Source organism: Stutzerimonas stutzeri, from assembly GCF_002909485.1.
GTDB classification, from domain to species: domain Bacteria; phylum Pseudomonadota; class Gammaproteobacteria; order Pseudomonadales; family Pseudomonadaceae; genus Stutzerimonas; species Stutzerimonas stutzeri_AH.
Map to the genome: position 1 here is coordinate 111324 of NZ_PPXG01000002.1, position 25904 is coordinate 137227.

Consider the following 25904-nt stretch of genomic DNA (forward strand, 5'->3'; position numbering starts at 1 on the left):
CATGGCGCGCCCCTACGCCAGCCCCTCAAGGACCCCGAAATGACCCAGATACTCGACGCCCTGGTCAACCTGCTGACTCTGGAACGTATCGAGGAAAACCTGTTCCGTGGCGCCAGTCAGGACCTTGGGTTTCCCCAGCTGTTCGGTGGTCAGGTGCTCGGTCAGGTCATCTCCGCCGCAAGCCAGACGGTCACACCGGAACGCCATGTGCATTCGCTGCACGGTTATTTCCTGCGTCCCGGCGACTCGCACCAGCCCGTAGTCTACGACGTCGACCGCGTGCGTGACGGCGGCAGCTTCACGACGCGTCGGGTCAGTGCGATCCAGAAGGGGCAGACCATCTTTACCGGCATCGCCTCGTTTCAGGCCCAGGAAAGCGGCTACGAGCACCAGTTGCCAATGCCGGACGTGGTCGGGCCGGACGACCTGCCCAGTGAGTGGGAGCTGCTGCACAAACTCTCGCCGATGGTCCCGGACCGGGTGATGGAGAAGCTGCGCAGACCAAAACCCATCGAGATTCGCCCGGTGACGCTGATCGATCCGGCCAATCCGCAGCCCATCGAGCCGGTTCGCCACCTCTGGTTCCGCGCCGATGGTTCGTTGCCTGACAGCCCGGCGCTGCACAAGTATCTGCTGGCCTATGCGTCGGACTTCAGTTTCATTGGCACCGCTCTGCAACCGCACGGCGTCAGCTCGTGGAGCAAGTTCATCCAGCTTGCCAGCCTCGACCACGCGATCTGGTTCCATCGTGAGGTGAAGCTGGATGACTGGCTGCTGTACTCCATCGACAGCCCGTGGGCAGGCAATGCGCGGGGGTTCGCTCGTGGCAGCATCTTCAACCGCCAGGGCGAACTGGTTGCTTCGGTGGCCCAGGAAGGCCTGATCCGTGTGCGCGAGGACTGGATGTGAAAGTCGCAGACGTTCGTCACTGGGTGTTCGACATGGACGGCACCCTGACCATCGCCGTGCACGATTTTGCCGCCATCCGGCGTGCACTGGATATTCCCGAAGAGGACGACATCCTGCACCACCTGGCGGCGTTGCCGACGGACCAGGCTGCGGCGAAGCATGCCTGGTTGCTTGAGCACGAGCGTGAACTGGCCTATGCGGCGCGGCCGGCAGAGGGTGCCCGCGAGCTGTTGCAGGCACTGCGTGAACGCGGCTGCCGACTCGGTGTGCTGACCCGCAATGCCCAGGAACTGGCCAGGGTGACGCTGGAAGCGGTCGGAATGGGCGATTGCTTTCTACCCGAGGACATTCTCGGTCGCGACGAGGCGCCGCCCAAACCGCACCCGGGCGGACTGCTGCAGCTAGCCGAGCGCTGGGGCGTGGCCCCTTCGGCGATGCTCATGGTTGGCGACTACCGCTTCGACCTGGAATGCGCCAGGGCAGCCGGAGCGCGCGGGGTACTGGTCAACATGCCGCACAATGAGTGGCCGGAGCTCACCGACCTGTATGCGCGCGATTGCCGGGTGCTGCACGAGCTGCTTGCTTGAGGCCGGTTTGATAGCAGGATGGTAAAGGCAGCATCCGCTGACGGAGCTGCCACCTCTTGCGGGCAAAGCCACCCTCACCGTTAAAACCGCGCATAACCTACGCTCTAGACGGAGGTAAGGGGTGCTTTAGCCCACCGATGCTACTGCCTATAGACGTGCGGCCTTGAAGGTGTCGCAGCGGGCCGGCTCGCCATGCTCGAAGCCATCGCGGAACCAGCGTACCCGCTGCGCGGACGTGCCGTGGGTGAAGGCGTCCGGGACTACACGGCCCTGACTGCGCTTCTGCAGGTTGTCGTCGCCGATGGCATTGGCAGCGTTCAGCGCCTCCTCCAGATCACCTTCTTCCAGCCAGTCATGTCGCTGCTGCGCATGGTGTGCCCAGACACCGGCGAAACAATCGGCCTGCAGTTCCTGGCGAACCAGCAGGCCGTTGTCGCCCTCCATTTTTGCACCGCGCTGGCGGGCGTTCTGCATCTGCTGTGACACCCCGAGCAGAGTCTGCACGTGATGGCCGACTTCATGGGCAATTACGTAGGCCTGTGCGAAGTCGCCGCTAGCAGAGAAGCGCCGGGCCATCTCGTCGAAAAACTGCAGATCGAGATAGACCTGCTGATCGCCTGGGCAATAGAACGGGCCTACTGCGGAGCTGGCGAAGCCGCACGCTGAGTTCACGCCGCCGCGAAACAGCACGAGCGTTGGGTCGCGATACTGCGCGCCGTTCTGTTGGAAGAGGGCGCGCCAGGTGTCTTCGGTATCACCGAGTACGGCACGTACGAACTCGACCTGCGGATCGTCGCCCGCCGGGCGTTGGCCTTGCTGGGAAACGGCGGGTCCGCTCTGGTTGGCTAGCTGGCCGATGATCTGCATGGGGTCCTGGCCGGAGAGCAGGCCGATGATTACGACGATGGCGATGCCGCCCAGCCCCAGGCCGCCACCCAGGCGCATGCCGCTGCGGCCTCTGGCATCCACTACGTTGTCGCTGCGTCGGCCTCGATTCCATCGCATGAATTATCCCTTTGAACGGTTGGCAGGATGAGTGGTAGCGGCAACCAAGCGGCCGCTGCCCTCTGTTAAGACCCGCTGCGCACGAAAAAGCTGCAGCCGGCTCGCAATGAGGCGACTCGTCAGTTGCCCGGGTATTCGGTGAGTACGCTTTCCTCACCTTGCTTGCTGACGCCGATGACCTTGAAGGCATCCCTGCGCTCGCCCATTTCCATGCCTGGCGAGCCGATCGGCATGCCAGGCACGGCGGCACCCATCAGGTCGGGGCGCGCGCGCAGCTTGAGTATGTCGGCCGCCGGCACGTGGCCTTCGACGAATTTGCCGTCGATCACGCCGGTATGGCACGACCCGAGGCGGTGCGGAACGCCGTGTTCCATCTTTACCGAAGTCATGTCGTTGACCACGTGATCGGTCACCACGAAGCCGTTGTCCTGCAGATGGTCGATCCACTCCTCGCAGCACCCGCAGTTGGGGTCGCGATAGACGTCGATGGCGATGGGTTCGGCAGCGTGGGTCAGGCCGGCGAAAAGAAAGGGAGCAAGCAGAAGGCGGCGCATGGCAATCTCCAACAGGCGAGAGTTTTAGAGTACGCCGGCTCGCGGCTGCGCCCAAGGCACGGTTGTTATGCGTTTGTCTTAGTGGCGGCGGCTTTCAGACGGTCGGTTGGCTCAGGTAGCACAGAACAAAACCGTCGCAACGACAGTCCCATGCCAACCGGTATAGCGAGTCGTTCATCAGGAGAGTTTTCGATGCGTTTTGCCCGTTTCGTTCTGCTTGTGCAGGCGCTGGTGATGGCCAGCCTGAGCTTGGCCTACTGGTTGCGACCCTACGAGATGGCCAATCTGAACGGCATGCTGCTGATGGAGGGCGCGTCTGTCAGTCACATGCGGGTCTACTACGGTGGCCTGCAACTGGGCTTGGCGTTGTTCCTGATCTGGGCCGCTCGTGCCCCCGAGCGAGCCCGCCCGGCGCTGATGATGCTGATGATTACCATGTCGGCGCTGGTGCTGGGCAGACTGGTATCGCTCTGGCTGGACGGCGGCGAGCTGGTCGGCTTCGACCTGGCCTCGCTGATCTACCGAGTGCTGGCCGCGGTGCTCGCAGGGATAGCCTGGCGAGCTATTCGCGAGCGGCCGGAACCTGAACCGGAGCGCATTGCACCTGCCGCCCGAAGGCTGGCCAGCGAGCCACCGAAACCCTTCAAGCTGGGCGATGTGCCGCCGCCAATCGAGCCCGCGCCAGCGGAGGTTGCACCGGAGCCATTTCGTCGCGGTGATCCGAACGCTTGATGGTGGTCAGGCTGCCGCGTCGAGGTAGGCCGAGAGGCTCAGGTGGTCGAGAATTTCTATCCGTCGCCGCTGGACTGCGATTAGTCCGGCGTCGGTCAGTCGATGCAGGATACGAGACAGCGTTTCCGGCTGAATGCCCAGTTGTGAAGCGATCAGGCGCTTGGGCATATCCAGATCAATCACACCGCTGCGCGCCGCTTGCAGTTCCTGAAACAGGTAACGCACCACGCGTTGGCTGACATTCGATGAGGTCAGGCTGTCGATCTGGTGCAGTCGCTGGTTCAGCCGTGCGCTAAGGCTGCTGAGCAACTGCATGCACAGCTGCGGCTGGGTTTCGAGCAAGCGCAGGTAGTGACTGTTTTGCACGTTGAGCACCAGGCTTTCCTTGAGGGTGGTAGCGCTCAGCGGATGTTCGGGAAGTTTGTTGAATAGCATCGCTTCGGCGAAGGCTTCGCCCGGACGGACCACTTCGATAACCTTTTCCTGGCCATCACAGGTGACCCGGTGCAGTTTGACCTGACCGCTGATCAGTACATGAAAGTGTTCGGCGACAGCGCCCTGATGGAACAGCGTACAGCCAGCCGGTAGACGCTTGACCGTGGTGTGCGTGGCTATGTCCTGCAGGGCCGCCTCGGCCAGCCCGCTGAATAGATGATGACGGCGCAACGTATTGAGCACTGCAGAGCCTGTCAGCATGACCATCCCCTTCCTTTTGATAGGGGCATGCTAGGTTGCGCCGCGCTGCCAGGCCATACCTCTTTCTGGGCAGGGTAGGTAGTGGGTCAGCGGCTGCTTCCGGCCAGGCGCTCATAGTCCAGCGTCAGCTGCTCGATCTTGCGCAGCAGCGAATCGCTGGTGGTGACGATTACTGTCGGTACGTAGCGTGCGTCGTCGGCCAGGCTGAAGCCGGCTCGGGCGAAACGCCATTGCGCGCCGATCTGATCGAGCTGGCGGTTGATCTGCTCGGTGTTCTGCGGCGCCTTGTTCAGCTCCTCCAGACCGCGTTCGAACTCTACTACCGCTGCGTCGAAGTCACCACGCAGGCGTTGCTCCGGCAGCTTCCAGGTCATGGCCAGATAGAGCATGGCAATACGCTGGCTGAGCATGCGCTGGCGCCCGCTGCGGTTGACCAGGCGTGCTGCCTGGTTGCCGCTATGACGCTCGATCTCCTGGACCAGGGCTTCGCTCTGGCCGAGAAAGCGTTCGGCCAGGCGCAACACTTCGGCTGACTGTTCGCGGTCAGGGCGCGTGAGGGCTACCTGGCGATACTGGTTCCAGGTCTGCGTTGCCTCGCTCAGTGCCTTGCGAATGCCATCGTTGGGGGCATAGTCGTCGAGCAGCTGGGCGTTTTCCTCGACAGTGGCAATGCTGCTGTCGAGCTGGCCGGCGGCGATGTCGACACGGGTGTCGGTGCCGATCATCAGGTAGCTCTTGGCGATGCGCTGGCCGAGCATGCGCTGCATGCCTGCACGGTTGACTGCTTCGGCGTCGCTGATAGCGGCCTGGCCGGGAAGACTGGTAGCCAGCAGGGCAAGCAGCAGCGAGGTGGGTAGCAGAATCTTGAACATGGGGCGCTCCTTACGTCCGGGCGGGCACGATGCTGACCGTTCGGTCAGCTCGGCGAGGTCGAGACGATAGAGCGCTTCGCAGCGATGGCATTGATGATCGTCAAGGTCGTCGAAGCAGTGTTCCAGGTTGGGCGATTGCGCACAGAATCGCTGGCGCAGCCGAGTCGTTCTCCGTCAGCCCTTCGCTTCGTTTTCCAGCACCCAGACCGCCGCCTCGACCCGTGAGCGCAACCCCAGCTTGTGCAGCAGGTTCTTCACGTGGACCTTGACGGTGCCTTCGGTGATGCCCAGTTTGCGCGCAATCATCTTGTTGCTCTGGCCCTTGGCGATCAGTCGCAGCACCTCCTTTTCGCGCTTCGTCAGGTTGGAAAAAAGCACTTGGCCAGTGGGTTTCGGGCGCACTCGGATCGCTTCGGCAAGTACCTGCGTGAGCTCGGGGCTCAGTGCCATGCGCCCGGTTGCGGCGAGGCGGATCTGTTCGATCAACTGCTCGGCGTCCATGTCCTTGAGCAGGTAGCCATCTGCGCCGTTGCGCAGTGCCTCGAGTACATGGCTCTGCTCGTCGGAAACGGTGAACATGATGATGCGGGCATCGATATCTGCGTCGCGCATGCGCCGGGTGGTTTCCAGGCCGTCGATGCCCGGCATGTTGAGATCCATCAGGATCAGGTCGGGCTCTATCTGCAGTGCCAGCCGGATGGCGTCTTCGCCGTTGCCCGCCTCGCCGACCATCTCCAGATCGTCTTCCAGATCCAGCAGGTCACGCAGACCCCGACGCATCATGGGGTGGTCGTCGACCAGCAGGATTCGTGTGGTTGTCCCTTCGCTCATGCGTGACAGGCTCCTGTTTCAGGGGAATGTGGCGGTACGCGGGCGGGAATCTCAGGTGTACCTGAGTGCCGCCAGCGGGACGCAGGCCAATACTGATATTGCCGTTCAGGCTGCTAGCGCGTTCCTGCAAGATGATCAGGCCGTAGTGGCCGGTGCGCTGTTCTTCGGGGCGGATGCCGATGCCGTTATCTTCGATATTGACGTGAATGGTGCCGGTGCTGTCCTGCGTCAGGCGCAACCAGCAGTGGTCCGCTTCGGCATGCTTGACCACGTTACTCAGTGCTTCGCGAATGATCTGCAGGCAATGCACTTCTTCGTTTGGCGTCAGCGGGCAGTGATCGAGGTGGTAGTCGTTCTCGATCTGCAGGCCGGAGTTGGCGCTGAATTCCTTGATCGTCGCCAGCAGCGCAGGTTTGAATCCCGGTTCGTTGACCTTGATGCGGAAGGTGGTCAGCAACTCGCGTAACTGTCGGTAGGCCGCATTCAGGCCCTGATCGATCTGCTGCACGCTGTCGTCCAGCTGCGCCTGGCTGCTCTCCTTCTGCATCAGCCGTTTGAGGCGAGCCAGCTGCAGCTTCTGTGCGGACAGCGCCTGGGCGAGGGAATCGTGCAGTTCGCGAGCGATCACCGCGCGCTCTTCCATCAGCGCCAGACGCGCCTGCTTCTGGCCCAGCTGTGCCAGGCTCAGCGACGCGGCGAAGAGGTCTGCCAGGGTCGTCAGCAGCAGCGTCTGCCAGGACTCCAGCGGTTCGCCTGCCGTATGCGCGACGCGCAGGGAGCCAAGATCGTCCTGGCCGGAGCGCAGCTCGAAGGTCATCAGCTCTTCACCGCTCGGCAGCCGGCCCGTCTGGTTGACCGGGCAAACATCGCACTGCGGCAGCTTGCAGTACTCCGGCGGTTGCAGATCGCGCGAGGTCATCGCTGTGTGGCTGCCGGCCTCCGCCGAGCGATTCAGGCACAGCGAGATCGGCCCTGTGCCAAGGATCTGCTGCACCTTGGCAAGCAGCGAGCCCATCATTTGCGAGGGATCGTCCGGCTGGCTGTAGAGCATCCGGGCACTGTTGAACAGCAGTTGCAGGGTGGCGTTGCTGCGCGTCAGCGCGGCTGTCTTGTCATCGACCTTCTGCTCCATCTCCGCGTAGAGCCCGGCCAGCTCCCTGCTCATCTGGTTCAGCGTGCGTGCCAGCAGGCTCAGCTCGGTGTCGCCGGGAATCTTTACCTGGCCGCTGAAGTCGCCCTTGCCGATGTCGCGAGCCATCTTGGTCAGGCTTCGCAGCGGTGACGCCAGATTGTTGTGCAGCCCATAGATCAGCACGAAGGCGATCAGCACGATGATGAATAGCGTGCCGGCCTGCAGCGCGCGGATGACGCCAAGCTTGCCTTCGGAAGCCTCCTGCAGGGTGCGCACGAAGTCGTCCAGTTCGCTGACGAACTCCGGTGCCTCTCGGCGATAGTCCTCGAGCTGCGGAGGTTGCGTGTCGAGTAGCGGCCGCATGCGTTCCAACCAGTGCTGCAGCACGCCGGCATGCAGCATCGGCAGAGGTGTATTGCCATGGCGGTGCAGGGCCGAACGCAGCGACGACGAGCGCAGAGTGCGCTCCAGCATTTCAATGCGCTCTTTGAGCTGCTCCTGCGGGCCGTGCTCTGCGGTGAAGGCCAGTCGGTAGGCCTGCATGCGCAGGCTGCCGGCCTGATTGATCGCCTCGGCATCACCTTCCAGGGCGTCGGCCAGGTACAGGCTGGCGAGCATGCTGACCAGCGAAAAACCGATGATCACCACGAAGGCCACCAAGGTGTTGAACACGATCGAGTGGCGGGTTGAGAGCTGCTCGCTTTCGGAAAGGGGCATGGTCGAATCGTCGGTCGGGCGGTGCCTCATTCTGCGCTTTGTGGCAACCGCTGGCCATGGTGGGGGATGTACTCACAATGCATTTCAGCCAATTTAACGAGGTGAATGCATGCTCCGGTTATGTCGTTAACATACTGATAATTAACAACTTTAATTGATATATGGGAGGTACCTCGCAGGAGGTATAAATGTGTTTCCAAGCAAAAGGCCACTAGTCGTGTATTGATCTGGGTCAAATTCGGATCGATCCCTCCCGCTTAGCGTGCGAGCCATTCCTGATCCCGCTGCCTTTGCAAGCAGGGGTCCTGGCGCCAAGAGGATCGACCATGAGCAATATCGAAAAGTGGGATGTGGAGGACCAGACGTTCTGGGATACCACCGGCAAGCGGATCGCCAATCGCAATCTCTGGATTTCCATCCCGAGCCTGCTGATGGGGTTCGCCATCTGGTTGATGTGGGGCATCGTCACGGTGCAGATGCTCAACCTGGGTTTTCCCTTTGCACCTGCTGAGCTGTTCACCCTGACCGCCATCGCTGGCCTCACGGGCGCCACCCTGCGTATTCCGGCTTCGTTCATGATCCGCATCGCCGGCGGACGCAACACCATCTTCCTGACCACCGCACTGCTGATGATTCCGGCTGCTGGTGCGGGCATCGCGCTGCAGAGCCAGGACACGCCGCTGTGGGTGTTCCAGCTGCTGGCTTTCCTCTCCGGAATCGGCGGCGGCAACTTCGCCTGCTCCATGAGCAACATCAGCACCTTCTTTCCGAAGAATCAGCAGGGCCTGGCTCTAGGTCTGAACGCCGGCCTGGGCAACTTCGGCGTTACCACCATGCAGATCCTGATTCCGCTGGTGATGACCGCCGGCGTGTTCGGAGTCTTCGCCGGTGCGCCGATGGAGCTGCTCAAGGACAGCGGTACGCTGATTGGCAAGATCCCCGCCGGTACTGAAACCTGGATTCAGAACGCCGGTTGGGTGTGGCTGTTGTTCCTGATTCCGCTGGCCTTCGCTGGCTGGAAGGGCATGAACAACCTGCTGGTGATTTCGCCGACACCGGGTTATCCGCTGAACGCTTTCGGCAAGATTATTGGCCTCTACGCCGTGGCCTTCGCTGCCGCTGCGGTTGGCCTGTACCTCTACCTGCCGGCACCTGTAGGCCTTGGCGTGCTGAACATGTGGGGAGTAATGCTGCTCACCATCGGCCTGACCCTCGGCATGCTGCGCATGCTGCCAGGCAGCATCAGCCCGAACATCAAGCGTCAGTTCGCGATCTTCCGCGACAAGCACACCTGGTCGATGAGCATCCTTTACATCCTGACGTTCGGCTCCTTCATCGGCTTCTCGATGGCGCTGCCGCTGTCGATCACCGTGATCTTCGGCTTCATGAACGAAGTGGCCGCGGACGGCACCGTCACCCGCGTCGTCAATCCGAATGCGCCTAGCGCCCTGACTTACGCCTGGATCGGCCCGTTCATCGGCGCCCTGATTCGTCCGCTGGGCGGCTGGATTTCCGACAAGGTCGGCGGCTCCATCGTCACTCAGATCGTCTCGGTGGTGATGGTGATCGCCTCGGTCGCGGCCGGCTATGTCATGCAGCAAGCCTACGGCTCGACCCAGCCTGAAGAGTTCTTCTTCCTCTTCCTGGTGCTGTTCCTGGTGCTGTTCGCTGCCAGCGGCATCGGCAACGGTTCCACCTTCCGCACCATCGGCGTGATTTACGACCGCGAGAAGGCCGGCCCGGTACTCGGCTGGACCTCCGCCGTTGCCGCCTACGGCTCCTTCGTCGCCCCGATCGTGATCGGCGAACAGGTCAAGGCCGGTACTCCCGAAGTGGCCATGTACGGTTTCGCGGTCTTCTGCGCGCTGTGCCTGATCCTCAACTGGTGGTTCTACCTGCGCCCCAACGCCTACGTGAAGAACCCCTGAGTCTGGAGTGCGTTATGAAGATCATGATTGCCTACGACAACTCGCGTAACGCCAGGAAAGCCCTGGACGCCACCCTCGACATGTTCGGCCCGCTCAAGCCGCTGATCATGCTGGTCGGGGTGGTGGAAGAGACCCGTGACACCAGCGATTCGGCCGTCGAGCTTTACGAGCGCGAGCGCAACGAGTTCCGCGGTTTCCTGCAGGAGGCGGCTGACAAGGTCAGCGCCTTCGGCCTGGACGCCGACGTGATTCTCGCCGAAGGCGACGCCCGCAAGATGATTCTCAAGGCGGCCGAGCACAAGAAGCCCGACCTGCTGGTGATTGCGCGGCATTCAAACGAACCGGACGGCGGCTTCATTTCCCGCTCGCTGAATCTGCTGGTCGACGAGCTCGACTACATGACCTTCGGCAGCGTGAGCGCTTTCCTGGCCCGCCGGGCGCCTTGCCCGGTCCTGATTCAAGCCTGCCCCTGAGTGAGGAGCTCAACATGAGAGTTTCTACGCTGTTCGAATGGAAGCGCCCCGAAGTCCGTGCTCTGCATCTGACCTGGATTGCCTTCTACATCTGTTTCTTCGTCTGGTTCGGCATGGCGCCGCTGGCCTCGAGCATGCTGAAAAGCGTGAACTGGCTGACGCCCGAGGACCTCAAGCTGTTCGCTATCGCCAACGTCGCGCTGACCATTCCTGCGCGGATTTTGGTCGGCATGGCGCTCGACCATTGGGGCCCGCGCCGGGTGTTCTCGGTACTACTGGTGGTGATGGCCGCTCCGGCGCTGTTCTTCGCCTTCGGTGACAGCCGCACCCAGCTGCTGGTATCGCGGCTGATCCTCAGCTCCATCGGCGCCAGCTTCGTGGTCGGCATTCATATGACCGCCATGTGGTTCAAGCCCAAGGACATCGGTTTCGCCGAGGGCTTCTACGCAGGCTGGGGCAACTTCGGTTCCGCTGCGGCAGCGATGAGCCTGCCAGCCATTGCCATCCACGCTTTCGGCGGTCCGGACGGCTGGCGTTGGGCGATCGCCAGTTCGGCGATCATCATGGCTCTCTACGGTGTGTACTACTGGTTCGCCCTCACCGACGGCCCGGTCGGCACCATCCACCGCAAGCCGCACAAGGCCAGCGCGCTGGAAGTCAGCACCTGGGCCGACATGTTCAAGTTGATCGCCTGGACCATCCCCATGGTCGGCGTGCTCGGCATTCTGGTCTGGCGTATCGAGGGTCTGGGTTATCTGGGCTCCACCGGCGCGATGATCTGCTACGCGGCGATCGTTCTGGTGGTTGTGTTCCAGGTGGTGCAGATCCTGCGGGTCAACGTTCCGATTCTGAAGAAGGGCGTGCCGGAAGACGACAAGTACCCCTTCAACACCGTGGCTGCACTGAACTCCACCTACTTCGCCAACTTCGGTGCGGAGCTGGCGGTGGTATCGATGCTGCCGATGTTCTTCGAGCAGACCTGGGGCCTGACTCCGACTACCGCCGGCATCATTGCCGCTTCCTTTGCGTTCGTGAACCTGGTGGCTCGCCCCATGGGTGGCCTGGTCTCCGACCGCTTCGGCAACCGCCGCTTCGTAATGCTGGCGTACATGCTCGGCATCTCCGTGGGCTTCCTGCTGATGGGGCTGATGAACTCCAAGTGGCCGCTGATCGTCGCCGTGGCGATCACCGTGCTCTGCTCGGTGTTCGTCCAGGGTGCCGAGGGCGCGACCTTCGGGATCATCCCTTCGATCAAGCGCCGGGTGACCGGGCAGATCTCCGGCATGGCCGGGGCCTACGGCAACGTTGGCGCCGTCTGCTACCTGACCCTCTACACATTCGTCACCCCCTCGCAGTTCTTCATGGTGATTGCCGTCGGTGCGTTCGTCAGCTTCGGGCTCTGCCTGCTCTGGCTGAAGGAGCCCGAAGGGGCGTTCTCCGATGAGTACTACGTGTCCAGCGTCGACCGGGAGCTGGAGGCCCGCCAGAAGCTCGCGTCCTGACGTTCAACGAATGAATGCGCCAGCCACATCGGCTGGCGCAAGCCGAAATTGATAAGCCGACCGGTCGGGCCAGTGGTTCGCAACCGGAGTGAGGAGAGAAAACAATGAGCCACTTGCTCGATCAACTGCGCTTCTTCAACAGGAAGCAAGGCGAGTTCGCCGATGGTCATGGCGAAACCCGCATCGAATCCCGCGACTGGGAGAACGTGTACCGCTCCCGTTGGCAGTACGACAAGATCGTGCGGTCCACCCACGGGGTGAATTGCACCGGTTCCTGCTCCTGGAAAATCTACGTCAAGAACGGCCTGATCACCTGGGAAACCCAGCAGACCGACTACCCGCGTACCCGCAACGACCTGCCCAACCACGAGCCGCGTGGCTGCCCGCGTGGCGCCAGCTACAGCTGGTACATCTATAGCGCCAACCGTCTGAAATACCCGAAGGTGCGCAAGCCGCTGCTCAAGCTGTGGCGAGATGCGCGGCGCAGCATGAGCCCCGTGGACGCCTGGGCCAGCATCGTCGAGGACAAGGCCAAGGCCGAGTCCTACAAGAGCAAGCGCGGCATGGGCGGCTTCATCCGTTCCAGCTGGGAAGAAGTCAACGAGATCATCGCTGCAGCCAACGTTTACACCGTCAAGCAGTACGGCCCGGACCGTGTCGTGGGCTTCTCGCCGATCCCGGCCATGTCCATGGTTTCCTACGCTGCCGGTAGCCGTTACCTGTCGCTGATCGGTGGCGTGTGTCTGTCGTTCTACGACTGGTACTGCGACCTGCCTCCCGCATCTCCGCAAGTGTGGGGCGAGCAGACCGACGTGCCGGAGTCGGCCGACTGGTACAACTCCAACTACATCATCGCCTGGGGCTCCAACGTCCCGCAGACCCGTACCCCCGATGCGCACTTCTTCACCGAAGTCCGCTACAAGGGCACCAAGACTGTCGCCATCACCCCGGACTACGCCGAAGTCGCCAAACTCACCGACCTCTGGCTCAACCCCAAGCAGGGCACCGATGCCGCGCTGGCCCAGGCCTTCGGTCACGTCATCTTCAAGGAATTCCACCTCGAGAAGCCCAGCGCTTACTTCCGCGACTACGCCAAGCGCTACACCGATCTGCCGGTACTGGTGCGCCTGAACGAGAAGGATGGCAGCTACATCGCCGATCGCTTCCTGCGTGCCTCGGACCTGGCTGACAACCTTGGCCAGGAAAACAACCCCGAGTGGAAAACCATCGCCGTCGACGGCAGCACGGGCGAGCTGGTCTCGCCGCTGGGCTCGATTGGCTATCGCTGGGGCGAGAAGGGCAAGTGGAACATCGAAGCCCGCGAAGGCCGTGACGGCCGCGATGTTGACCTGAGCCTGACCCAGATCGATGGTGGCGAGACTGCCGAGGTCGCCTTCCCGTACTTTGGCGGCATCCTCCACGAACACTTCCAGCACGCAGAAGGCGAGAGCATCCAGCTGCGCCGTGTACCAGTGCGCACCATCACCCTGGCCGATGGCAGCACCACCAAGGTCGCCACTGTATTCGACCTGATGGCGGCCAACTTCGGTATCGACCGTGGTCTGGGTGGCGCCAACGTCGCCTCCAGCTACGACGACGCCAGCGTGCCCGGCACCCCGGCTTGGCAGGAAATCATCACCGGCGTGTCCCGCGAGAAGGCGATCCAGATCGCCCGTGAATTCGCCGACAACGCCGACAAGACCCATGGCCGTTCCATGATCATCGTCGGTGCGGCGATGAACCACTGGTACCACATGGACATGAACTACCGCGGCCTGATCAACATGCTGATGTTGTGCGGTTGCGTAGGTCAGACCGGTGGCGGCTGGGCTCACTACGTCGGTCAGGAAAAGCTGCGTCCGCAGTGCGGCTGGCTGCCACTGGCCTTCGGCCTCGACTGGAGCCGTCCGCCGCGCCAGATGAACGGCACCAGCTTCTTCTACAACCACAGTTCGCAGTGGCGCCACGAGAAGATGAGCATTCACGAAGTGCTCTCGCCGTTGGCCGACAAGTCGCAGTTCCCCGAGCACATGCTCGACTACAACATCCGCGCCGAACGTGCCGGCTGGCTGCCGAGCGCGCCGCAACTCAACCGTAACCCGCTGCAAGTCTGCCGCGATGCCGAAGCGGCTGGCATGTCGCCGGTTGACTACGTCACCCAATCGCTCAAGGACGGGTCGCTGAAATTCGCCTGCGAGCAGCCGGACAATCCGGATAACTTCCCGCGCAACATGTTCATCTGGCGCTCCAACCTGCTGGGCAGCTCGGGCAAGGGCCACGAGTACATGCTCAAGTACCTGCTGGGTACCAAGAACGGCGTGATGAACGAGGACCTCGGCAAGCGCGACGGCTTCAAGCCGCTCGAAGCCGAATGGCAGGACGACGGCGCCATCGGCAAGCTCGACTTGGTCACCACCCTCGACTTCCGCATGTCCTCGACCTGCGTGTATTCCGACATCGTTCTGCCGACCGCGACCTGGTACGAGAAGGACGACATGAACACCTCGGACATGCACCCCTTCATCCACCCCCTGTCCGCGGCTATCGACCCGGCCTGGGAATCGCGCTCCGACTGGGAAATCTACAAGGGCATCGCCAAGGCCTTTTCGAAGATGGCTGAAGGTCATCTGGGTGTGGAAAAAGATCTGGTCACCGTGCCGCTGCTCCACGACAGCCCCGGCGAACTGGCCCAGCCGTTCGGCGGCACCGACTGGAAAACCGCAGGCACAGATCCGCAACCGGGCAAGAACTGCCCGAACATGACGGTGGTCGAGCGTGACTATCCGGCCACCTACAAGAAGTTCAGCTCCCTCGGCCCGCTGCTCGACAAGCTCGGCAATGGTGGCAAGGGCATCAACTGGAACACCCAGGATGAAGTCGATTTCCTTGGCGAGCTGAACTACAAGGTGCGCGACGAGGGCGTCAGCAAGGGGCGTCCGCAGATCGAGTCGGCCATCGATGCCTGCGAGGTGATTCTCAGCCTGGCCCCGGAAACCAATGGCCATGTGGCGCTCAAGGCTTGGGCTGCGTTGTCCGAGTTCACCGGCCGCGATCACAGCCACCTGGCGCTGCCCAAGGAGCACGAGGCGATCCGCTTCCGTGATATCCAGGCCCAGCCGCGCAAGATCATCTCCAGCCCGACCTGGTCAGGCCTGGAAGACGAGCATGTGTCGTACAACGCCGGCTACACCAACGTCCACGAGTTCATCCCATGGCGCACCATCACCGGTCGCCAGCAGTTCTTCCAGGATCACCCGTGGATGCAGGCCTTCGGTGAGCAGATGATGAGCTACCGGCCGCCGATCAACACCCGCACCATCGATTACGTGAAGGGCAAGAAGAGCAACGGCAATACCGAGATCGTCCTCAACTGGATCACTCCGCACCAGAAGTGGGGCATCCACAGCACCTACTCGGACAACCTGATCATGCTCACCCTGAGCCGCGGCGGCCCGATCGTGTGGATGTCCGAAGTCGACGCCAAGAAGGCCGGCATCGAGGACAACGACTGGATCGAGTGCTTCAACGCCAACGGCGCCCTGACTGCCCGTGCGGTGGTCAGCCAGCGCGTGATGGAAGGCATGGTGATGATGTACCACGCCCAGGAACGCATCGTGAACGTGCCCGGCAGCGAGACCACCAAAACTCGCGGCGGCCACCACAACTCGGTGACCCGCGTGGTGCTCAAGCCCACCCACATGATCGGCGGCTATGCCCAACAGGCGTATGGCTTCAACTACTACGGCACCGTGGGTTGCAACCGCGACGAGTTCGTCGTGGTACGCAAGATGGCCAAGGTCGACTGGCTCGACGGCCCGAACGGCAACGACCTGCCGCAACCCCTGCCGCAAGACATCTGAGGAATAGGCCATGAAGATTCGTTCACAAGTGGGCATGGTCCTGAACCTGGACAAGTGCATCGGCTGCCACACCTGCTCGATCACCTGCAAGAACGTCTGGACCAGCCGCGAAGGCATGGAATACGCCTGGTTCAACAACGTCGAGAGCAAGCCTGGCATCGGCTACCCGAAAGAGTGGGAGAACCAGGACAAGTGGAAGGGCGGCTGGGTGCGCAACGGCGACGGCACCATCAACCCGCGCATCGGTGGCAAATTCCGCGTGTTGGCGAACATCTTCGCCAACCCGGACCTGCCGACCATCGACGACTACTACGAGCCGTTCGACTTCGACTACCAGAACCTGCATACCGCGCCGATCTCCGAGCACCAGCCGGTGGCACGCCCGCGCTCGCTGATCTCCGGCCAGCGCATGGAGAAGATCGAGTGGGGCCCGAACTGGGAAGAAATTCTCGGTACCGAGTTCGCCAAGCGTCGCAAGGACAAGAACTTCGACAAGATCCAGGCGGACATCTACGGGCAGTACGAAAACACCTTCATGATGTACCTGCCGCGCCTGTGCGAGCACTGCCTGAACCCGACCTGCGCGGCGTCCTGCCCGAGCGGTGCGATCTACAAGCGCGAGGAGGACGGCATCGTCCTCATCGACCAGGAGAAGTGCCGCGGCTGGCGCATGTGCATCAGCGGCTGCCCGTACAAGAAGATCTACTTCAACTGGAAGAGCGGCAAATCCGAGAAGTGCATCTTCTGCTTCCCGCGCATCGAGGCCGGCATGCCGACCGTCTGCGCCGAGACCTGCGTGGGCCGCATCCGCTACCTCGGCGTGCTGCTGTACGACGCCGACCGCATCCATGAAGTGGCCAGCACCGTCAACGAGCAGGACCTGTACGCCAAGCAGCTGGAGATCTTCCTCGATCCGTTCGATCCGAAGGTCATCGAGCAGGCGCTCAACGACGGCGTACCGATGTCGGTGATCGAAGCCGCGCAGAAGTCGCCGGTCTACAAGATGGCGGTGGACTGGAAGCTGGCGCTGCCGCTGCACCCGGAATACCGCACGCTGCCGATGGTGTGGTACGTGCCGCCGCTGTCGCCGATCCAGAACGCCGCCAGCGCCGGACACGTCAGCATGGACGGCGTGCTGCCGGACGTCGACAGCCTGCGCATCCCGCTGCGTTACCTGGCCAACCTGCTCACTGCAGGTGACGAGGAGCCGGTCAAGCTGGCGCTCAAGCGCATGCTCGCCATGCGTGCCTACAAGCGCGCCGAGCAGGTCGATGGCGTGCAGGACCTCAAGGTGCTGGAGAGCGTCGGTCTGTCGGTGGCTCAGGTGGAGGACATGTACCGCTACCTGGCCATTGCCAACTACGAAGACCGCTATGTGATCCCGACCGCGCACCGCGAAGAGGCCATGAGCGACGCCTTCGCCGAGCGTTCCGGTTGCGGCTTCAGCTTCGGCAGCGGCTGCTCGGGCGCCTCGGACACCAACATGTTTGGCGCGAAGAAGGCCAACCGCCGCGACATCATCAAGACCGTCCAGCTGTGGGAGGACTGAGCCATGCGCATCCTTAAAGTGATATCCCTGCTGCTGGACTACCCCGACCAGCACCTACGCGACGGCCATGCCGAACTGGCCCAGGCCATCGGCGCGGCCCGCGAGATCAGCCCGGAGCAGCGCATCGCGCTGCGCCGCCTGCTCGACGAGCTGACCGAAGACGACCTGATGGACGTGCAGGAGCGTTACACCGACCTGTTCGACCGCGGTCGTTCACTGTCGCTGCTCCTGTTCGAACACGTGCATGGCGAGTCCCGCGACCGCGGCCAGGCCATGGTCGACCTGATGGCGCAGTACACCGAGGCCGGTTTCGACATCGGCGTACGCGAGCTGCCGGACTACATCCCGCTGTACCTCGAGTACCTCGCCACCCGCGATGACCTCGAGGCCCGCGAGGGGCTGGCCGACGTGTCGCACCTGCTGGCCCTGCTGGCGGCGCGTCTGCAGGAACGCGAAAGCCCACATGCCGCGTGCTTCCGTGCGCTGCTGCAGATCGCCGGCGAGCCGGTGCAGGAAACCCTGGCCGGCCTGCAGGAGCAGGTCGCCGCCGAGGAACGCGACGACTCGCTGGAAGCGCTGGACAAGATCTGGGAGGAGGAACAGGTCAACTTCCTCCAGGCCGAGCAGCAGGATCGCTGCCCATCCATGCCGAGCGGGCCGGGCAAGGCTCGCGAGGAAAGCCCGGTGCCGCTGCACTGGACCGATTTCAAGCATGACGGGCAGGCCGCCGCGCTCGCCCAGGAGGTGCGCAATGTCTAACTTCAATTTCCTGCTGTTCGGGGTCTACCCCTACATCGCGCTGGCCATCTGCCTGATCGGTAGCTGGGCGCGCTTCGACCTGTCGCAGTACAGCTGGAAGGCCGGTTCCAGCCAGATGCTGTCGAACAACCGCATGCGCCTGGCGAGCAACCTGTTCCACGTCGGCATCATCTTCATCCTGGCCGGTCACTTCGTCGGCCTGCTGATGCCCGAGGCGCTGTACCACTCGTTCATCACCAGCGGCCAGAAGCAGATCGTGGCGATGGTGTCCGGCGGCTTCTTCGGCATCCTCTGCCTGATCGGCCTGGTGATGCTGATCCATCGTCGTCTGACCGACGCTCGTGTGCGTGCCACGTCCAACACCAGCGACATCATGATCCTCTTCGTGCTGCTGGCGCAGCTGGTGCTGGGGCTGCTGACCATCGTCGCCTCCACTGGCCACCTGGACGGCTCGGTGATGGTGTTGCTGGGCACATGGGCGCAGAGCCTGGTCACCCTGCAGCCGGTCAAGGCCGCAGGCGCCATCGAGTCGGTCAGCGTGATCTACAAGCTGCACGTGTTCCTCGGTATGACCCTGTTCGTGCTGTTCCCCTTCACCCGCCTGGTGCACATCGTCAGTGCGCCGGTGTGGTACCTGGGCCGGCGCTACCAGATCGTCCGCCAGAAGGGCGTCAAGCCGAGCGTGCCGCGCCCGCAGCGCCCGCGCACCTACGAAGCCCCGGCCCGCGAAACCGCAGTGCCGACCGCTGTGCCTGCCACGGCAAAGAGCAAGACCCCGGTATGACCCTTGCCGGCTGACGCCCCGTGCGTCAGCCGTCCTGGCCGATCGGATCGAAGGTTCAAGCGTCTTATCGAGGTAATCATCATGGGTTGTGGATGCGGTGGTAGCACAGGTGGAAGCGGCGGCTGCGGTGGCGGCGCGCGTCCGGAAATCGAAGTGCCGGTAGATGCCCCTCTGTTCGAGGAGCTGCCGCACGAGGAAGACCGCGAGCCGGCTGCCGAGCAGGCGTCCGGTGAACCGCTGCTGATTGCCAGCAGCGAACAGGAATGGCCGCGGGTGCGGGTCAATGGGGTGGCGATTGCCTCCCAGGCCATCGCTCAGGAATTGCAGTACCACCCGGCGGAAAGCCGCGAAGAGGCCGTCTACCTGGCGACCCAGGCGCTGGTGCTGCGCGAGCTGCTGCAGCAGCGCATTGGTGAACTGGGGCTGGTGGTGCGCGCCGAGGCGGGCGAAAGCGAGGAAGAGGCGGCCACCCGCACGCTGATCGAGCAGGAAGTGCCGCTGCCGCTGGCGGACGAGGCGGCCTGCCGGCAGTACTACAGCGGCAATCAGCAGCGCTTCTTCAGCGCGCCGTTGCTGGCCGCGCGGCACATTCTGCTGGCCTGCCCGGCGGATGATGCCGAGGCGCGCAGCCTGGCGCGCGAACAGGCGCTGCAGTTGATCGGCCAACTGCAGGCCGCCCCGCAACGCTTCGCCGAGCTGGCGCTGCAGCATTCGGCCTGCCCGTCGAAAGCACAGGGCGGTGCGCTGGGCCAGATCAGCAAGGGTCAGACGGTGCCGGAGTTCGAGCGCCAGCTGTTCCGCCTGCCGGTCGGCCTGTGCCAGCAACCGCTGGAGAGCCGCTACGGCTACCACCTGGTGTTCGTCGACCAGCGCATCGAAGGCGAGCAGCTGCCCTACGAGGTGGTCGCCGGTTCGATTCGTGCCGAGCTCAACCAGCGTGTCTGGCAGATTGGCGTCAGCCAGTACCTGCAGAACATGGTGGGTGCGGCGAACATCGAAGGCATCCTCATGCAGGGCGCCGAAACGCCACTGATGCAATAACGGCGGCTTGGCTCTGCGTCGCGTGGATGACGCTTCACCCATCCACCGAGCAGGGCCATGGTGGATGAAAAACGTCATCCACCCTACGAGGCTTCAGAGGTGTTATCGATGACTCAATTACGCGATGCCCACAACCGCCAGATCGACTACCTGCGCATGTCGGTGACCGACCGTTGCGACTTCCGCTGCGTCTACTGCATGGCCGAGGACATGACCTTCCTGCCGCGCCAGCAGGTGCTCGGTCTGGAGGAGTTGGAGCGCATCGCGCGCATCTTCGTCGGCTTGGGGGTGAAGAAGATTCGCCTCACCGGTGGCGAGCCGCTGGTACGCCAGGGCATCGTCGGTCTCTGCGAGCGCATCGCGGCCTTGCCCGGCCTGCGCGAACTGGTGATGACCACCAATGGCTCGCAGCTGGTCAAGCTTGCAGCACCGCTGGCGCGCGCTGGGGTCAAGCGGTTGAACATCAGCCTGGATAGCCTGGATGCCGCCAAATTCCACGCCATCACCCGCACCGGTCAGCTGCAGCAGGTGCTCGACGGCATCGACGCGGCGCGCGATGCCGGCTTCGAGCGGATCAAGCTCAATGCCGTGGTGATGAAGGGCCGCAACGCCGAGGAAGTCGCCGACCTGGTGGACTTCGCCATCGCCGGTGGGCTCGACCTGAGCTTCATCGAGGAAATGCCGCTGGGCGACGTCGGTCGTTCGCGCGGCGAGAGTTTCTGCTCCAGTGACGAGGTCAAGGCGCTGATCGCTGAGCGCCATGCGCTGATCGATTCGGCCGAGCAGAGTGGCGGCCCGGCGCGTTACGTGCGCCTGCCTGAGCATCCGCAGACGCGCATTGGCTTCATCTCACCGCATTCCCACAACTTTTGCGCTACCTGCAACCGCGTGCGGCTGACGGTGGAAGGGCGCCTGCTGCTGTGCCTGGGTCACGAGAACTCCATCGACCTGCGTGCGTTGCTGCGCCGCCATCCGACCAGCGACCAGCCGGTGATCGACGCCATCCACGCCGCGCTGCAACGCAAACCGCTGCGCCATGAATTCTCCAGCAGCGGCGAGGTTCAGGTGTTGCGCTTCATGAATGCCAGCGGCGGTTGAGGCGGGTGCCGGCATGGGCTACGAGTCAACCGTCTAATTCGCTACCATCGACCGGCATCGCCGGTTTGACCCACATGCCCAGCTGCCGCAGCCGGGCCTTGTCGCAGAGCCAGGTCGCGCAATTGCCTGCAGCGTTGTCAGACCTCATGGCACCCGTGCCGCGCGGACATACCTCCAATGGGGAATGGGTTCGCATACGGCGCCGGTGCAGCCTGCGCACACATCTTCAAGGGAGTTTCGAGCCATGGCTCACCTGTCCAACACCGAATTCCAACCCCTGAGCATTGCGGTGCTCACGGTGAGCGACACCCGCAACATCGATTCCGATACCTCCGGCCAGGCGCTGATCGACGGCCTGCAGAGCGCCGGCCATACCCTGGCCGAACGGGCCATCGTCAAGGACGATATCTGGCAGATCCGCGCCCGCGTCTGCAGCTGGATTGCCAGCGAAAATGTGCAGGTGGTGCTGATCACCGGCGGCACTGGTTTCACCGCCCGCGACAACACTCCTCAGGCGGTACAGCCGCTGCTGGACAAAGACGTCGACGGCTTCGGCGAGCTGTTCCGCTACGTTTCGCTGGGCGAGATCGGCACCTCCACCGTGCAGTCCCGCGCGCTGGCCGGCATGAGCAACGGCACCCTGGTCTGCTGCCTGCCGGGCTCGACCAACGCCTGCCGTACCGCCTGGAACAAGATCCTCGTCGAACAGCTGGACAGCCGCACCAAGCCCTGCAACTTCGTGCCGCACCTCAAGGCTTCCGCGGTCGAATACTGCGGGCCACGCTCATGAGCGCCTGTGGCTGCGACACCAGCGGCCTGAAGCCGGTCGACGAGGCCATCGGCGAACTGCTGGCGCGGGTGCCGGCGCTGCCGCCGGTGGAACACGTCGCCTTGTCCGATGCTCTTGGCCGGGTGCTGGCCGAATCGCTCGACGCACCCTTCCCGGTGCCGGCCTGGGACAACAGCGCGATGGACGGCTACGCCCTGCGCGCTGCCGATCTGCCGGCGGAAGGCGGCTGGCTGCCGCTGGCCGGGCGCATCGCCGCTGGTGATGCCGCCGACCAGCAACTGCCTGCCGGCCACGCCGTGCGCATCTTCACCGGCGCACCGCTGCCGCCGGGCGCCGATACCGTGGTGGCGCAGGAGGATTGCCAGATCGAGGCTGACCGCGTGCATTTCCCCGGTGTCACCCAGGGTGCCCACGTACGCCGTCAGGGCGAGGAACTACAGGCTGGCGCCCCCGTGCTGCAGGCCGGCAAGCGTCTGCGCCCGCAGGAGATCGGCCTGCTGGCGAGCTTTGGCGTGGCCCGCGTCGCGGTCTATCGGCGCCTGCGCATCGGTTTGCTCTCCAGCGGCAACGAATTGCGCGAACCCGGCGAGCCGCTGGCGCCCGGGCAGATCTACAACTCCAATCGCTACTGTCTGCTCAGCGTGCTGCGCAGCCTCGGAATGGAGGTTCACGACTACGAAATCCTCGTCGACGAACTGGCCGCCAGCCGTGACGCCCTGGCGTTGGCCGCCTCCGAATGGGACATGCTGATCACCTCCGGTGGCGTCTCGGTCGGCGAGGAGGATCATCTCAAGCAGGCCATTCGCGAACTGGGCGAGCTGCACATGTGGCGTCTGGCGATCCAGCCGGGCAAGCCGCTGGCGTTTGGCGAGGTCAATGGCAAACCGTGGATCGGCCTGCCCGGCAATCCGGCTGCGGCGCTGATCACCTCGCTGGTGGTGGCGCGGCCGTTCCTGCTCAGTGCCCAGGGTTGCACCGAGGTGCTGCCCAAGCCGCTGCGCCTGACTGCGGGCTTCGCCTGGCGCAAGCCGAACAACCGCCGCCAGTACCTGCGCGCGCGGCTGGAGCAGGTCGATGGCGAGATGCGCGTGTGCCTGCACCCACGGCAGGGCTCGGCGATGCTGACCTCAGCGAGCTGGGCCGAAGGCCTGGCCATCGTCGAGCGCAACCGCACGCTGGAAGAGGGTGAGATGGTGGAGTATCTGCCGTTCAGCGAACTGCTCGGCTGACCCATGAAAACGCCCGGTCGATGATGAGTCGACCGGGCGTTGTCGTGTCTGCGTCTCAGGCCTGGTGGCGCTGCGGCAGCATGCGCAACAGGGTGCCGTCGCGGCGCACGTATTGGTGGAACAAGGCCGCCGCCGCGTGCAGGCCGATCAGCCAGTAGCCGGCCACCGCCAGTGTTTCATGCAGCTCCTTGAACTCGCCGGCCAGCTCCTTGTTGGCGCCGATCAGCGCCGGCAGCTCAAGGCCGAAGAAGGGAATCGGCTTGTCCGCCGCGCTCAGGGTCAGCCAGCCGAGCAGCGGCAGGCCAATCATCAGTCCGTACAGCGCCAGGTGCATCAGCTTGGCCAGCGCGCGTTCCCAGCCGGCCCCAGCGACCGCTTTGGGTGCGGGATGCAGCCAGCGCGCAACCAGGCGCAGCCAGACCAGTGCAAAAACCGTTAGGCCGAGCATGAAATGCCAGTGTTTGAGCAGTTCGCGCGGTTCACTGCCCTTGGCGAAATTGCCCTTGAGTTCGATGGTCGCGTAGACCGCTGCGATCAACAGCAGCATCAGCCAGTGCAGGGCAATGCTCAGGCGACCGTAGCGTGCCAGAGGGTTCGATGCAGTCATTTCACACACTCCGAGTAGGGGAATGTCGGCAGTCTAGGGCGCCAGCCTTAAGCGAACCTTAGCGAATGCCCGTTGCGTCTGCGGCGGGCGGTCGCGGCAGCTCGCCGCGGGTCGGTCTGGGCTAGTGGTGTGGCTGGCGGGGCAGGTGCACGGCGACCTGCAGCCCGCCGAGCGGTGAGTCCGCCAGTTCGATGGTCGCGCCGTGCAGTTCGGCGATGCGTGCGACGATGGCCAGGCCGAGCCCCGCGCCCTGGCCGTCGCCCTGGCGATAGAAGCGCTCGAACAGTTTGTCGCGCTGCGCTGCCGGCACGCCCGGACCGCTGTCATCTACGCGCAGGCTGACGCCGTTTTCCATGGTCTGGAGGCTGACCTGAATCTGCCCGCCATCGGGCGTGTACTGCAGGGCATTGCCGACCAGATTCTGCAGCAGCGTGGCGAGCGCGGCGGCATCGCCGGGAAGCCTGTGATCGGCCACGTCGTCAGCTTCCAGCGTCAGTTCCTGATCGCGCGCCAGGGCCAGGGGCGTCAGCTCGGCGAGGCATTCGCGGCACAGCGGCAGCAGGTCCAGCTGCTGTGGATGCCGCGGCTGCGCATTGGGTTCCAGGCGAGCGAGCGTGAGCAGCTGGGTGACCACGCGGGTGGTGCGATCGACGCCGGTCAGCAGTTGCTGCAGCGCGGCTTCACGGTCCTCCGGCTGCTCGGCCTGTTGCGCGTTCTGCGCATGGATGCGCAGTACGGCCAGGGGCGTGCGCAGCTCATGGGCGGCGTCGGCGATGAAGCGTTTTTCCCGCTCGACCAGTTGATTGACCTGCTGCAGCAGGCGATTCAGCGAGGCGGCCACCGGCTCCAGCTCCTGCGGCAGCGGCGCGAGCAGCAGTGGCGCGAGGTTGTCCGGATCGCGACTCTTCAACAGCTGTGCCATGTGCGCCAGTGGGCGCAGACCCCAGCCCACCGCCAGCCAGATCAGCAGTGCCAGCAGCGGCAGGCCGATGAGGTCGGGCAGCAGGCTGCGCCGGGCGATCTTGCCGACCAGCTCGCCGCGTACGTCGCCGCGCTCGCTGAGCAGAATCCACAGATCGTCCTCGCGGTCGTGCAGCAGGAACAGCCGCCAGGCATGGCCGTCGAGCTGCACGTCGTGATAGCCGCCGCTCAGATGGCTGAAGGGTGAGGCGGAGTCGGCGCCGGCCAGCCGCTGCAAGGCGCCGTGCGGCGCGCCGGCTGACTGCAACAGGCTGCTGCCATCCGTGGCGTAGACCTGAAAGCCCAGCTTGGTTTCGTAGTCGTGCCCCGGCACGCCCTGATCGCGCCGCGCATTCACCGCGGCGTCCAGCGCCTGCTGCAGCGCATTGCGGGCCTGCGGATTCATGTCGCGCATCACCAGCCCCTGCACCAGTCGAGCACTGTGCGCCAGTTGGGCGTCGAACAGCTCCTCGATCTCGTGGCGCGCGTCGCGATAACTGCGCCAGGAAATCAGGCTCAGCGACAGCAGCAGGATGCCGAGCACCAGCACCAGGGTGCGGTTGCGGATAGAGCGCCTCAGCATTTGTCCACCAGATAGCCGACCCCACGTACGGTGCGGATCAGTTCGGGGAAGAATTTCTTGCGCAGGTGATGGATATGCACCTCCAGCGTGTTGCTCTCGACTTCTTCGTCCCAGCCGTAGAGCACCTGCTGCAGCCGATCGCGGGTCAGTACGCGGCCGGGCTGGGCGATCAGCTCATGCAGCAAGACGAACTCCTTGCGCGGCAGATTGATTGGGGTGCCCTGGTAACTGACCTGCTGATTGACCGGGTCGAGCAGGATGCCGCGGTACTCCAGTACCGGCTCAGGGCGATTGAAGCTGCGCCGGAGCAGAGCGCGCAGGCGGGCCTTGAGTTCGGCGACGTCGAACGGCTTGACCAGGTAGTCGTCGGCGCCGGCATCCAGCCCGGCGATGCGGTCGCTGGTGGCATCGCGCGCGGTGAGTACCAGCACCGGGATCGGGTTGGCGCTGGCGCGCAGGCGCTTGAGCACTTCCAGACCGTCCATACGCGGCAGACCGAGGTCGAGGATGGCCAGCTCGAAGCTCTCGTGGCTCAGCGCATGCAGCGCGCTGGCGCCGTCCTGCAGCCAGTCCACCGTGTAGCCCTCGGGCTTGAGTGCGGTGCGGATGCCCTCGCCGAGGGCGCGATCGTCTTCCACCAGCAAAATGCGCATGTCGTTCCTGTCGTCCTGAAGGGTTCGCGGCATTGCTGTGCATTCAACGCCGC

23 protein-coding genes are annotated in these 25904 nt (G+C 63.8%); 14 read left to right on the forward strand and 9 right to left on the reverse strand.

Going from position 1 to position 25904, the window contains the following annotated elements:
- Nucleotides 1-39 precede the first annotated feature (39 nt).
- Both tesB and CXK91_RS04095 read left to right on the forward strand, forming a co-directional pair.
- The gene (tesB, locus tag CXK91_RS04090; RefSeq protein WP_103455091.1) at nucleotides 40-909 is read left to right on the forward strand and encodes an acyl-CoA thioesterase II; all 870 of its coding nucleotides are present in this window, start codon (nucleotides 40-42) and stop codon (nucleotides 907-909) included.
- The gene (locus tag CXK91_RS04095) at nucleotides 906-1496 is read left to right on the forward strand and encodes an HAD family hydrolase (RefSeq protein ID WP_103455092.1); all 591 of its coding nucleotides are present in this window, start codon (nucleotides 906-908) and stop codon (nucleotides 1494-1496) included. The genes tesB and CXK91_RS04095 overlap by 4 nt, the downstream gene beginning before the upstream one ends.
- A 147-nt stretch (nucleotides 1497-1643) precedes the next feature.
- Here CXK91_RS04095 and ypfJ read toward each other — a convergent pair whose 3' ends face one another.
- Together ypfJ and CXK91_RS04105 are read right to left on the reverse strand one after the other, a co-directional pair.
- Nucleotides 1644-2501 (reverse strand): KPN_02809 family neutral zinc metallopeptidase, encoded by an 858-nt coding sequence (ypfJ, locus tag CXK91_RS04100; RefSeq protein WP_103455093.1) that lies wholly within the window; start codon nucleotides 2499-2501, stop codon nucleotides 1644-1646.
- Between the two features lie 119 nt (nucleotides 2502-2620).
- Entirely contained in the window at nucleotides 2621-3055 is a 435-nt protein-coding gene (locus CXK91_RS04105) for a DUF411 domain-containing protein (protein WP_103455094.1), read from the reverse strand.
- 192 nt (nucleotides 3056-3247) lie between these two features.
- Here CXK91_RS04105 and CXK91_RS04110 point away from each other — a divergent pair, with 192 nt between their 5' ends.
- Nucleotides 3248-3787 (forward strand): DUF4345 domain-containing protein, encoded by a 540-nt coding sequence (locus CXK91_RS04110; protein ID WP_103455095.1) that lies wholly within the window; start codon nucleotides 3248-3250, stop codon nucleotides 3785-3787.
- A 6-nt stretch (nucleotides 3788-3793) separates the two neighbouring features.
- On the opposite strand, the gene CXK91_RS04115 is transcribed toward CXK91_RS04110, so the two are convergent.
- From CXK91_RS04115 to CXK91_RS04130, 4 genes are all read right to left on the reverse strand, one after another.
- Entirely contained in the window at nucleotides 3794-4489 is a 696-nt protein-coding gene (locus CXK91_RS04115) for a Crp/Fnr family transcriptional regulator (RefSeq protein WP_103455096.1), read from the reverse strand.
- An 80-nt stretch (nucleotides 4490-4569) separates the two neighbouring features.
- Nucleotides 4570-5355, reverse strand: a complete 786-nt coding sequence (locus CXK91_RS04120) for a type IV pili methyl-accepting chemotaxis transducer N-terminal domain-containing protein (RefSeq protein WP_103455097.1) — start codon at nucleotides 5353-5355, stop codon at nucleotides 4570-4572.
- 174 nt (nucleotides 5356-5529) lie between these two features.
- Nucleotides 5530-6138 carry a two-component system response regulator NarL gene (narL, locus tag CXK91_RS04125; protein ID WP_256055738.1) on the reverse strand — a complete coding sequence of 203 codons (609 nt, stop codon included), beginning with the start codon at nucleotides 6136-6138 and terminating at the stop codon, nucleotides 5530-5532.
- Complete coding sequence (locus CXK91_RS04130; protein ID WP_256055733.1) at nucleotides 6116-8035, reverse strand: ATP-binding protein; 1920 nt, start codon at nucleotides 8033-8035, stop codon at nucleotides 6116-6118. Before CXK91_RS04130 ends, narL begins: the two co-directional genes overlap by 23 nt.
- Before the next feature lie 326 nt (nucleotides 8036-8361).
- Between CXK91_RS04130 and CXK91_RS04135 the strand changes: the two genes are divergently transcribed.
- The 11 genes from CXK91_RS04135 (at nucleotide 8362) to glp (ending at nucleotide 23048) form a co-directional block, all read left to right on the forward strand.
- Nucleotides 8362-9963, forward strand: a complete 1602-nt coding sequence (locus tag CXK91_RS04135) for a NarK/NasA family nitrate transporter (RefSeq protein ID WP_103455100.1) — start codon at nucleotides 8362-8364, stop codon at nucleotides 9961-9963.
- Between the two features lie 14 nt (nucleotides 9964-9977).
- Nucleotides 9978-10436, forward strand: a complete 459-nt coding sequence (locus CXK91_RS04140) for a universal stress protein (RefSeq protein WP_003281670.1) — start codon at nucleotides 9978-9980, stop codon at nucleotides 10434-10436.
- A 14-nt stretch (nucleotides 10437-10450) separates the two neighbouring features.
- Nucleotides 10451-11938: an MFS transporter gene (locus tag CXK91_RS04145; RefSeq protein WP_103455101.1), complete on the forward strand. Its 1488-nt coding sequence runs from the start codon at nucleotides 10451-10453 to the stop codon at nucleotides 11936-11938.
- Nucleotides 11939-12042: 104 nt separating this feature from the next.
- Entirely contained in the window at nucleotides 12043-15798 is a 3756-nt protein-coding gene (locus CXK91_RS04150; RefSeq protein ID WP_103455102.1) for a nitrate reductase subunit alpha, read from the forward strand.
- Nucleotides 15799-15808: 10 nt separating this feature from the next.
- The gene (narH, locus tag CXK91_RS04155; protein ID WP_103455103.1) at nucleotides 15809-17347 is read left to right on the forward strand and encodes a nitrate reductase subunit beta; all 1539 of its coding nucleotides are present in this window, start codon (nucleotides 15809-15811) and stop codon (nucleotides 17345-17347) included.
- A gap of 3 nt (nucleotides 17348-17350) precedes the next feature.
- Nucleotides 17351-18106 carry a nitrate reductase molybdenum cofactor assembly chaperone gene (gene narJ, locus CXK91_RS04160; RefSeq protein ID WP_041014930.1) on the forward strand — a complete coding sequence of 252 codons (756 nt, stop codon included), beginning with the start codon at nucleotides 17351-17353 and terminating at the stop codon, nucleotides 18104-18106.
- The gene (gene narI, locus CXK91_RS04165; RefSeq protein WP_003281657.1) at nucleotides 18099-18890 is read left to right on the forward strand and encodes a respiratory nitrate reductase subunit gamma; all 792 of its coding nucleotides are present in this window, start codon (nucleotides 18099-18101) and stop codon (nucleotides 18888-18890) included. The genes narJ and narI overlap by 8 nt, the downstream gene beginning before the upstream one ends.
- An 81-nt stretch (nucleotides 18891-18971) precedes the next feature.
- Nucleotides 18972-19931: a peptidylprolyl isomerase gene (locus CXK91_RS04170; protein ID WP_103455104.1), complete on the forward strand. Its 960-nt coding sequence runs from the start codon at nucleotides 18972-18974 to the stop codon at nucleotides 19929-19931.
- Between the two features lie 108 nt (nucleotides 19932-20039).
- Nucleotides 20040-21029, forward strand: coding sequence for a GTP 3',8-cyclase MoaA (gene moaA, locus CXK91_RS04175; protein ID WP_041015009.1), 990 nt, complete (start codon nucleotides 20040-20042; stop codon nucleotides 21027-21029).
- A 244-nt stretch (nucleotides 21030-21273) separates the two neighbouring features.
- Complete coding sequence (gene moaB, locus CXK91_RS04180) at nucleotides 21274-21819, forward strand: molybdenum cofactor biosynthesis protein B (protein ID WP_014821507.1); 546 nt, start codon at nucleotides 21274-21276, stop codon at nucleotides 21817-21819.
- Nucleotides 21816-23048 carry a gephyrin-like molybdotransferase Glp gene (gene glp, locus CXK91_RS04185; protein ID WP_103455105.1) on the forward strand — a complete coding sequence of 411 codons (1233 nt, stop codon included), beginning with the start codon at nucleotides 21816-21818 and terminating at the stop codon, nucleotides 23046-23048. Before moaB ends, glp begins: the two co-directional genes overlap by 4 nt.
- Nucleotides 23049-23103: 55 nt before the next feature.
- On the opposite strand, the gene CXK91_RS04190 is transcribed toward glp, so the two are convergent.
- The 3 genes from CXK91_RS04190 to CXK91_RS04200 form a co-directional block, all read right to left on the reverse strand.
- Complete coding sequence (locus tag CXK91_RS04190; protein WP_023445707.1) at nucleotides 23104-23655, reverse strand: cytochrome b; 552 nt, start codon at nucleotides 23653-23655, stop codon at nucleotides 23104-23106.
- 121 nt (nucleotides 23656-23776) lie between these two features.
- Complete coding sequence (locus tag CXK91_RS04195; RefSeq protein ID WP_065983052.1) at nucleotides 23777-25198, reverse strand: ATP-binding protein; 1422 nt, start codon at nucleotides 25196-25198, stop codon at nucleotides 23777-23779.
- Entirely contained in the window at nucleotides 25192-25851 is a 660-nt protein-coding gene (locus CXK91_RS04200; RefSeq protein WP_103455106.1) for a response regulator, read from the reverse strand. Before CXK91_RS04200 ends, CXK91_RS04195 begins: the two co-directional genes overlap by 7 nt.
- Nucleotides 25852-25904 lie beyond the last annotated feature (53 nt).

Excerpts from the sequence above, each read along its gene's own strand:
- CXK91_RS04110 (WP_103455095.1), top strand. The coding sequence starts at position 3,248 with ATGCGTTTTGCCCGTTTCGTTCTGCTTGTGCAGGCGCTGGTGATGGCC.
- CXK91_RS04120 (WP_103455097.1), bottom strand. The coding sequence starts at position 5,355 with ATGTTCAAGATTCTGCTACCCACCTCGCTGCTGCTTGCCCTGCTGGCT.
- CXK91_RS04145 (WP_103455101.1), top strand. The coding sequence starts at position 10,451 with ATGAGAGTTTCTACGCTGTTCGAATGGAAGCGCCCCGAAGTCCGTGCT.
- narI (WP_003281657.1), top strand. The coding sequence starts at position 18,099 with ATGTCTAACTTCAATTTCCTGCTGTTCGGGGTCTACCCCTACATCGCG.
- moaB (WP_014821507.1), top strand. The coding sequence starts at position 21,274 with ATGGCTCACCTGTCCAACACCGAATTCCAACCCCTGAGCATTGCGGTG.
- CXK91_RS04190 (WP_023445707.1), bottom strand. The coding sequence starts at position 23,655 with ATGACTGCATCGAACCCTCTGGCACGCTACGGTCGCCTGAGCATTGCC.
- CXK91_RS04200 (WP_103455106.1), bottom strand. The coding sequence starts at position 25,851 with ATGCGCATTTTGCTGGTGGAAGACGATCGCGCCCTCGGCGAGGGCATC.
- narL (WP_256055738.1), bottom strand. The coding sequence starts at position 6,138 with ATGATGCGTCGGGGTCTGCGTGACCTGCTGGATCTGGAAGACGATCTG.
- moaA (WP_041015009.1), top strand. The coding sequence starts at position 20,040 with ATGACTCAATTACGCGATGCCCACAACCGCCAGATCGACTACCTGCGC.
- CXK91_RS04170 (WP_103455104.1), top strand. The coding sequence starts at position 18,972 with ATGGGTTGTGGATGCGGTGGTAGCACAGGTGGAAGCGGCGGCTGCGGT.
- ypfJ (WP_103455093.1), bottom strand. The coding sequence starts at position 2,501 with ATGCGATGGAATCGAGGCCGACGCAGCGACAACGTAGTGGATGCCAGA.
- CXK91_RS04195 (WP_065983052.1), bottom strand. The coding sequence starts at position 25,198 with ATGCTGAGGCGCTCTATCCGCAACCGCACCCTGGTGCTGGTGCTCGGC.
- CXK91_RS04105 (WP_103455094.1), bottom strand. The coding sequence starts at position 3,055 with ATGCGCCGCCTTCTGCTTGCTCCCTTTCTTTTCGCCGGCCTGACCCAC.
- glp (WP_103455105.1), top strand. The coding sequence starts at position 21,816 with ATGAGCGCCTGTGGCTGCGACACCAGCGGCCTGAAGCCGGTCGACGAG.
- CXK91_RS04140 (WP_003281670.1), top strand. The coding sequence starts at position 9,978 with ATGAAGATCATGATTGCCTACGACAACTCGCGTAACGCCAGGAAAGCC.
- narH (WP_103455103.1), top strand. The coding sequence starts at position 15,809 with ATGAAGATTCGTTCACAAGTGGGCATGGTCCTGAACCTGGACAAGTGC.
- CXK91_RS04115 (WP_103455096.1), bottom strand. The coding sequence starts at position 4,489 with ATGGTCATGCTGACAGGCTCTGCAGTGCTCAATACGTTGCGCCGTCAT.
- CXK91_RS04150 (WP_103455102.1), top strand. The coding sequence starts at position 12,043 with ATGAGCCACTTGCTCGATCAACTGCGCTTCTTCAACAGGAAGCAAGGC.
- CXK91_RS04130 (WP_256055733.1), bottom strand. The coding sequence starts at position 8,035 with ATGCCCCTTTCCGAAAGCGAGCAGCTCTCAACCCGCCACTCGATCGTG.
- tesB (WP_103455091.1), top strand. The coding sequence starts at position 40 with ATGACCCAGATACTCGACGCCCTGGTCAACCTGCTGACTCTGGAACGT.
- CXK91_RS04135 (WP_103455100.1), top strand. The coding sequence starts at position 8,362 with ATGAGCAATATCGAAAAGTGGGATGTGGAGGACCAGACGTTCTGGGAT.
- narJ (WP_041014930.1), top strand. The coding sequence starts at position 17,351 with ATGCGCATCCTTAAAGTGATATCCCTGCTGCTGGACTACCCCGACCAG.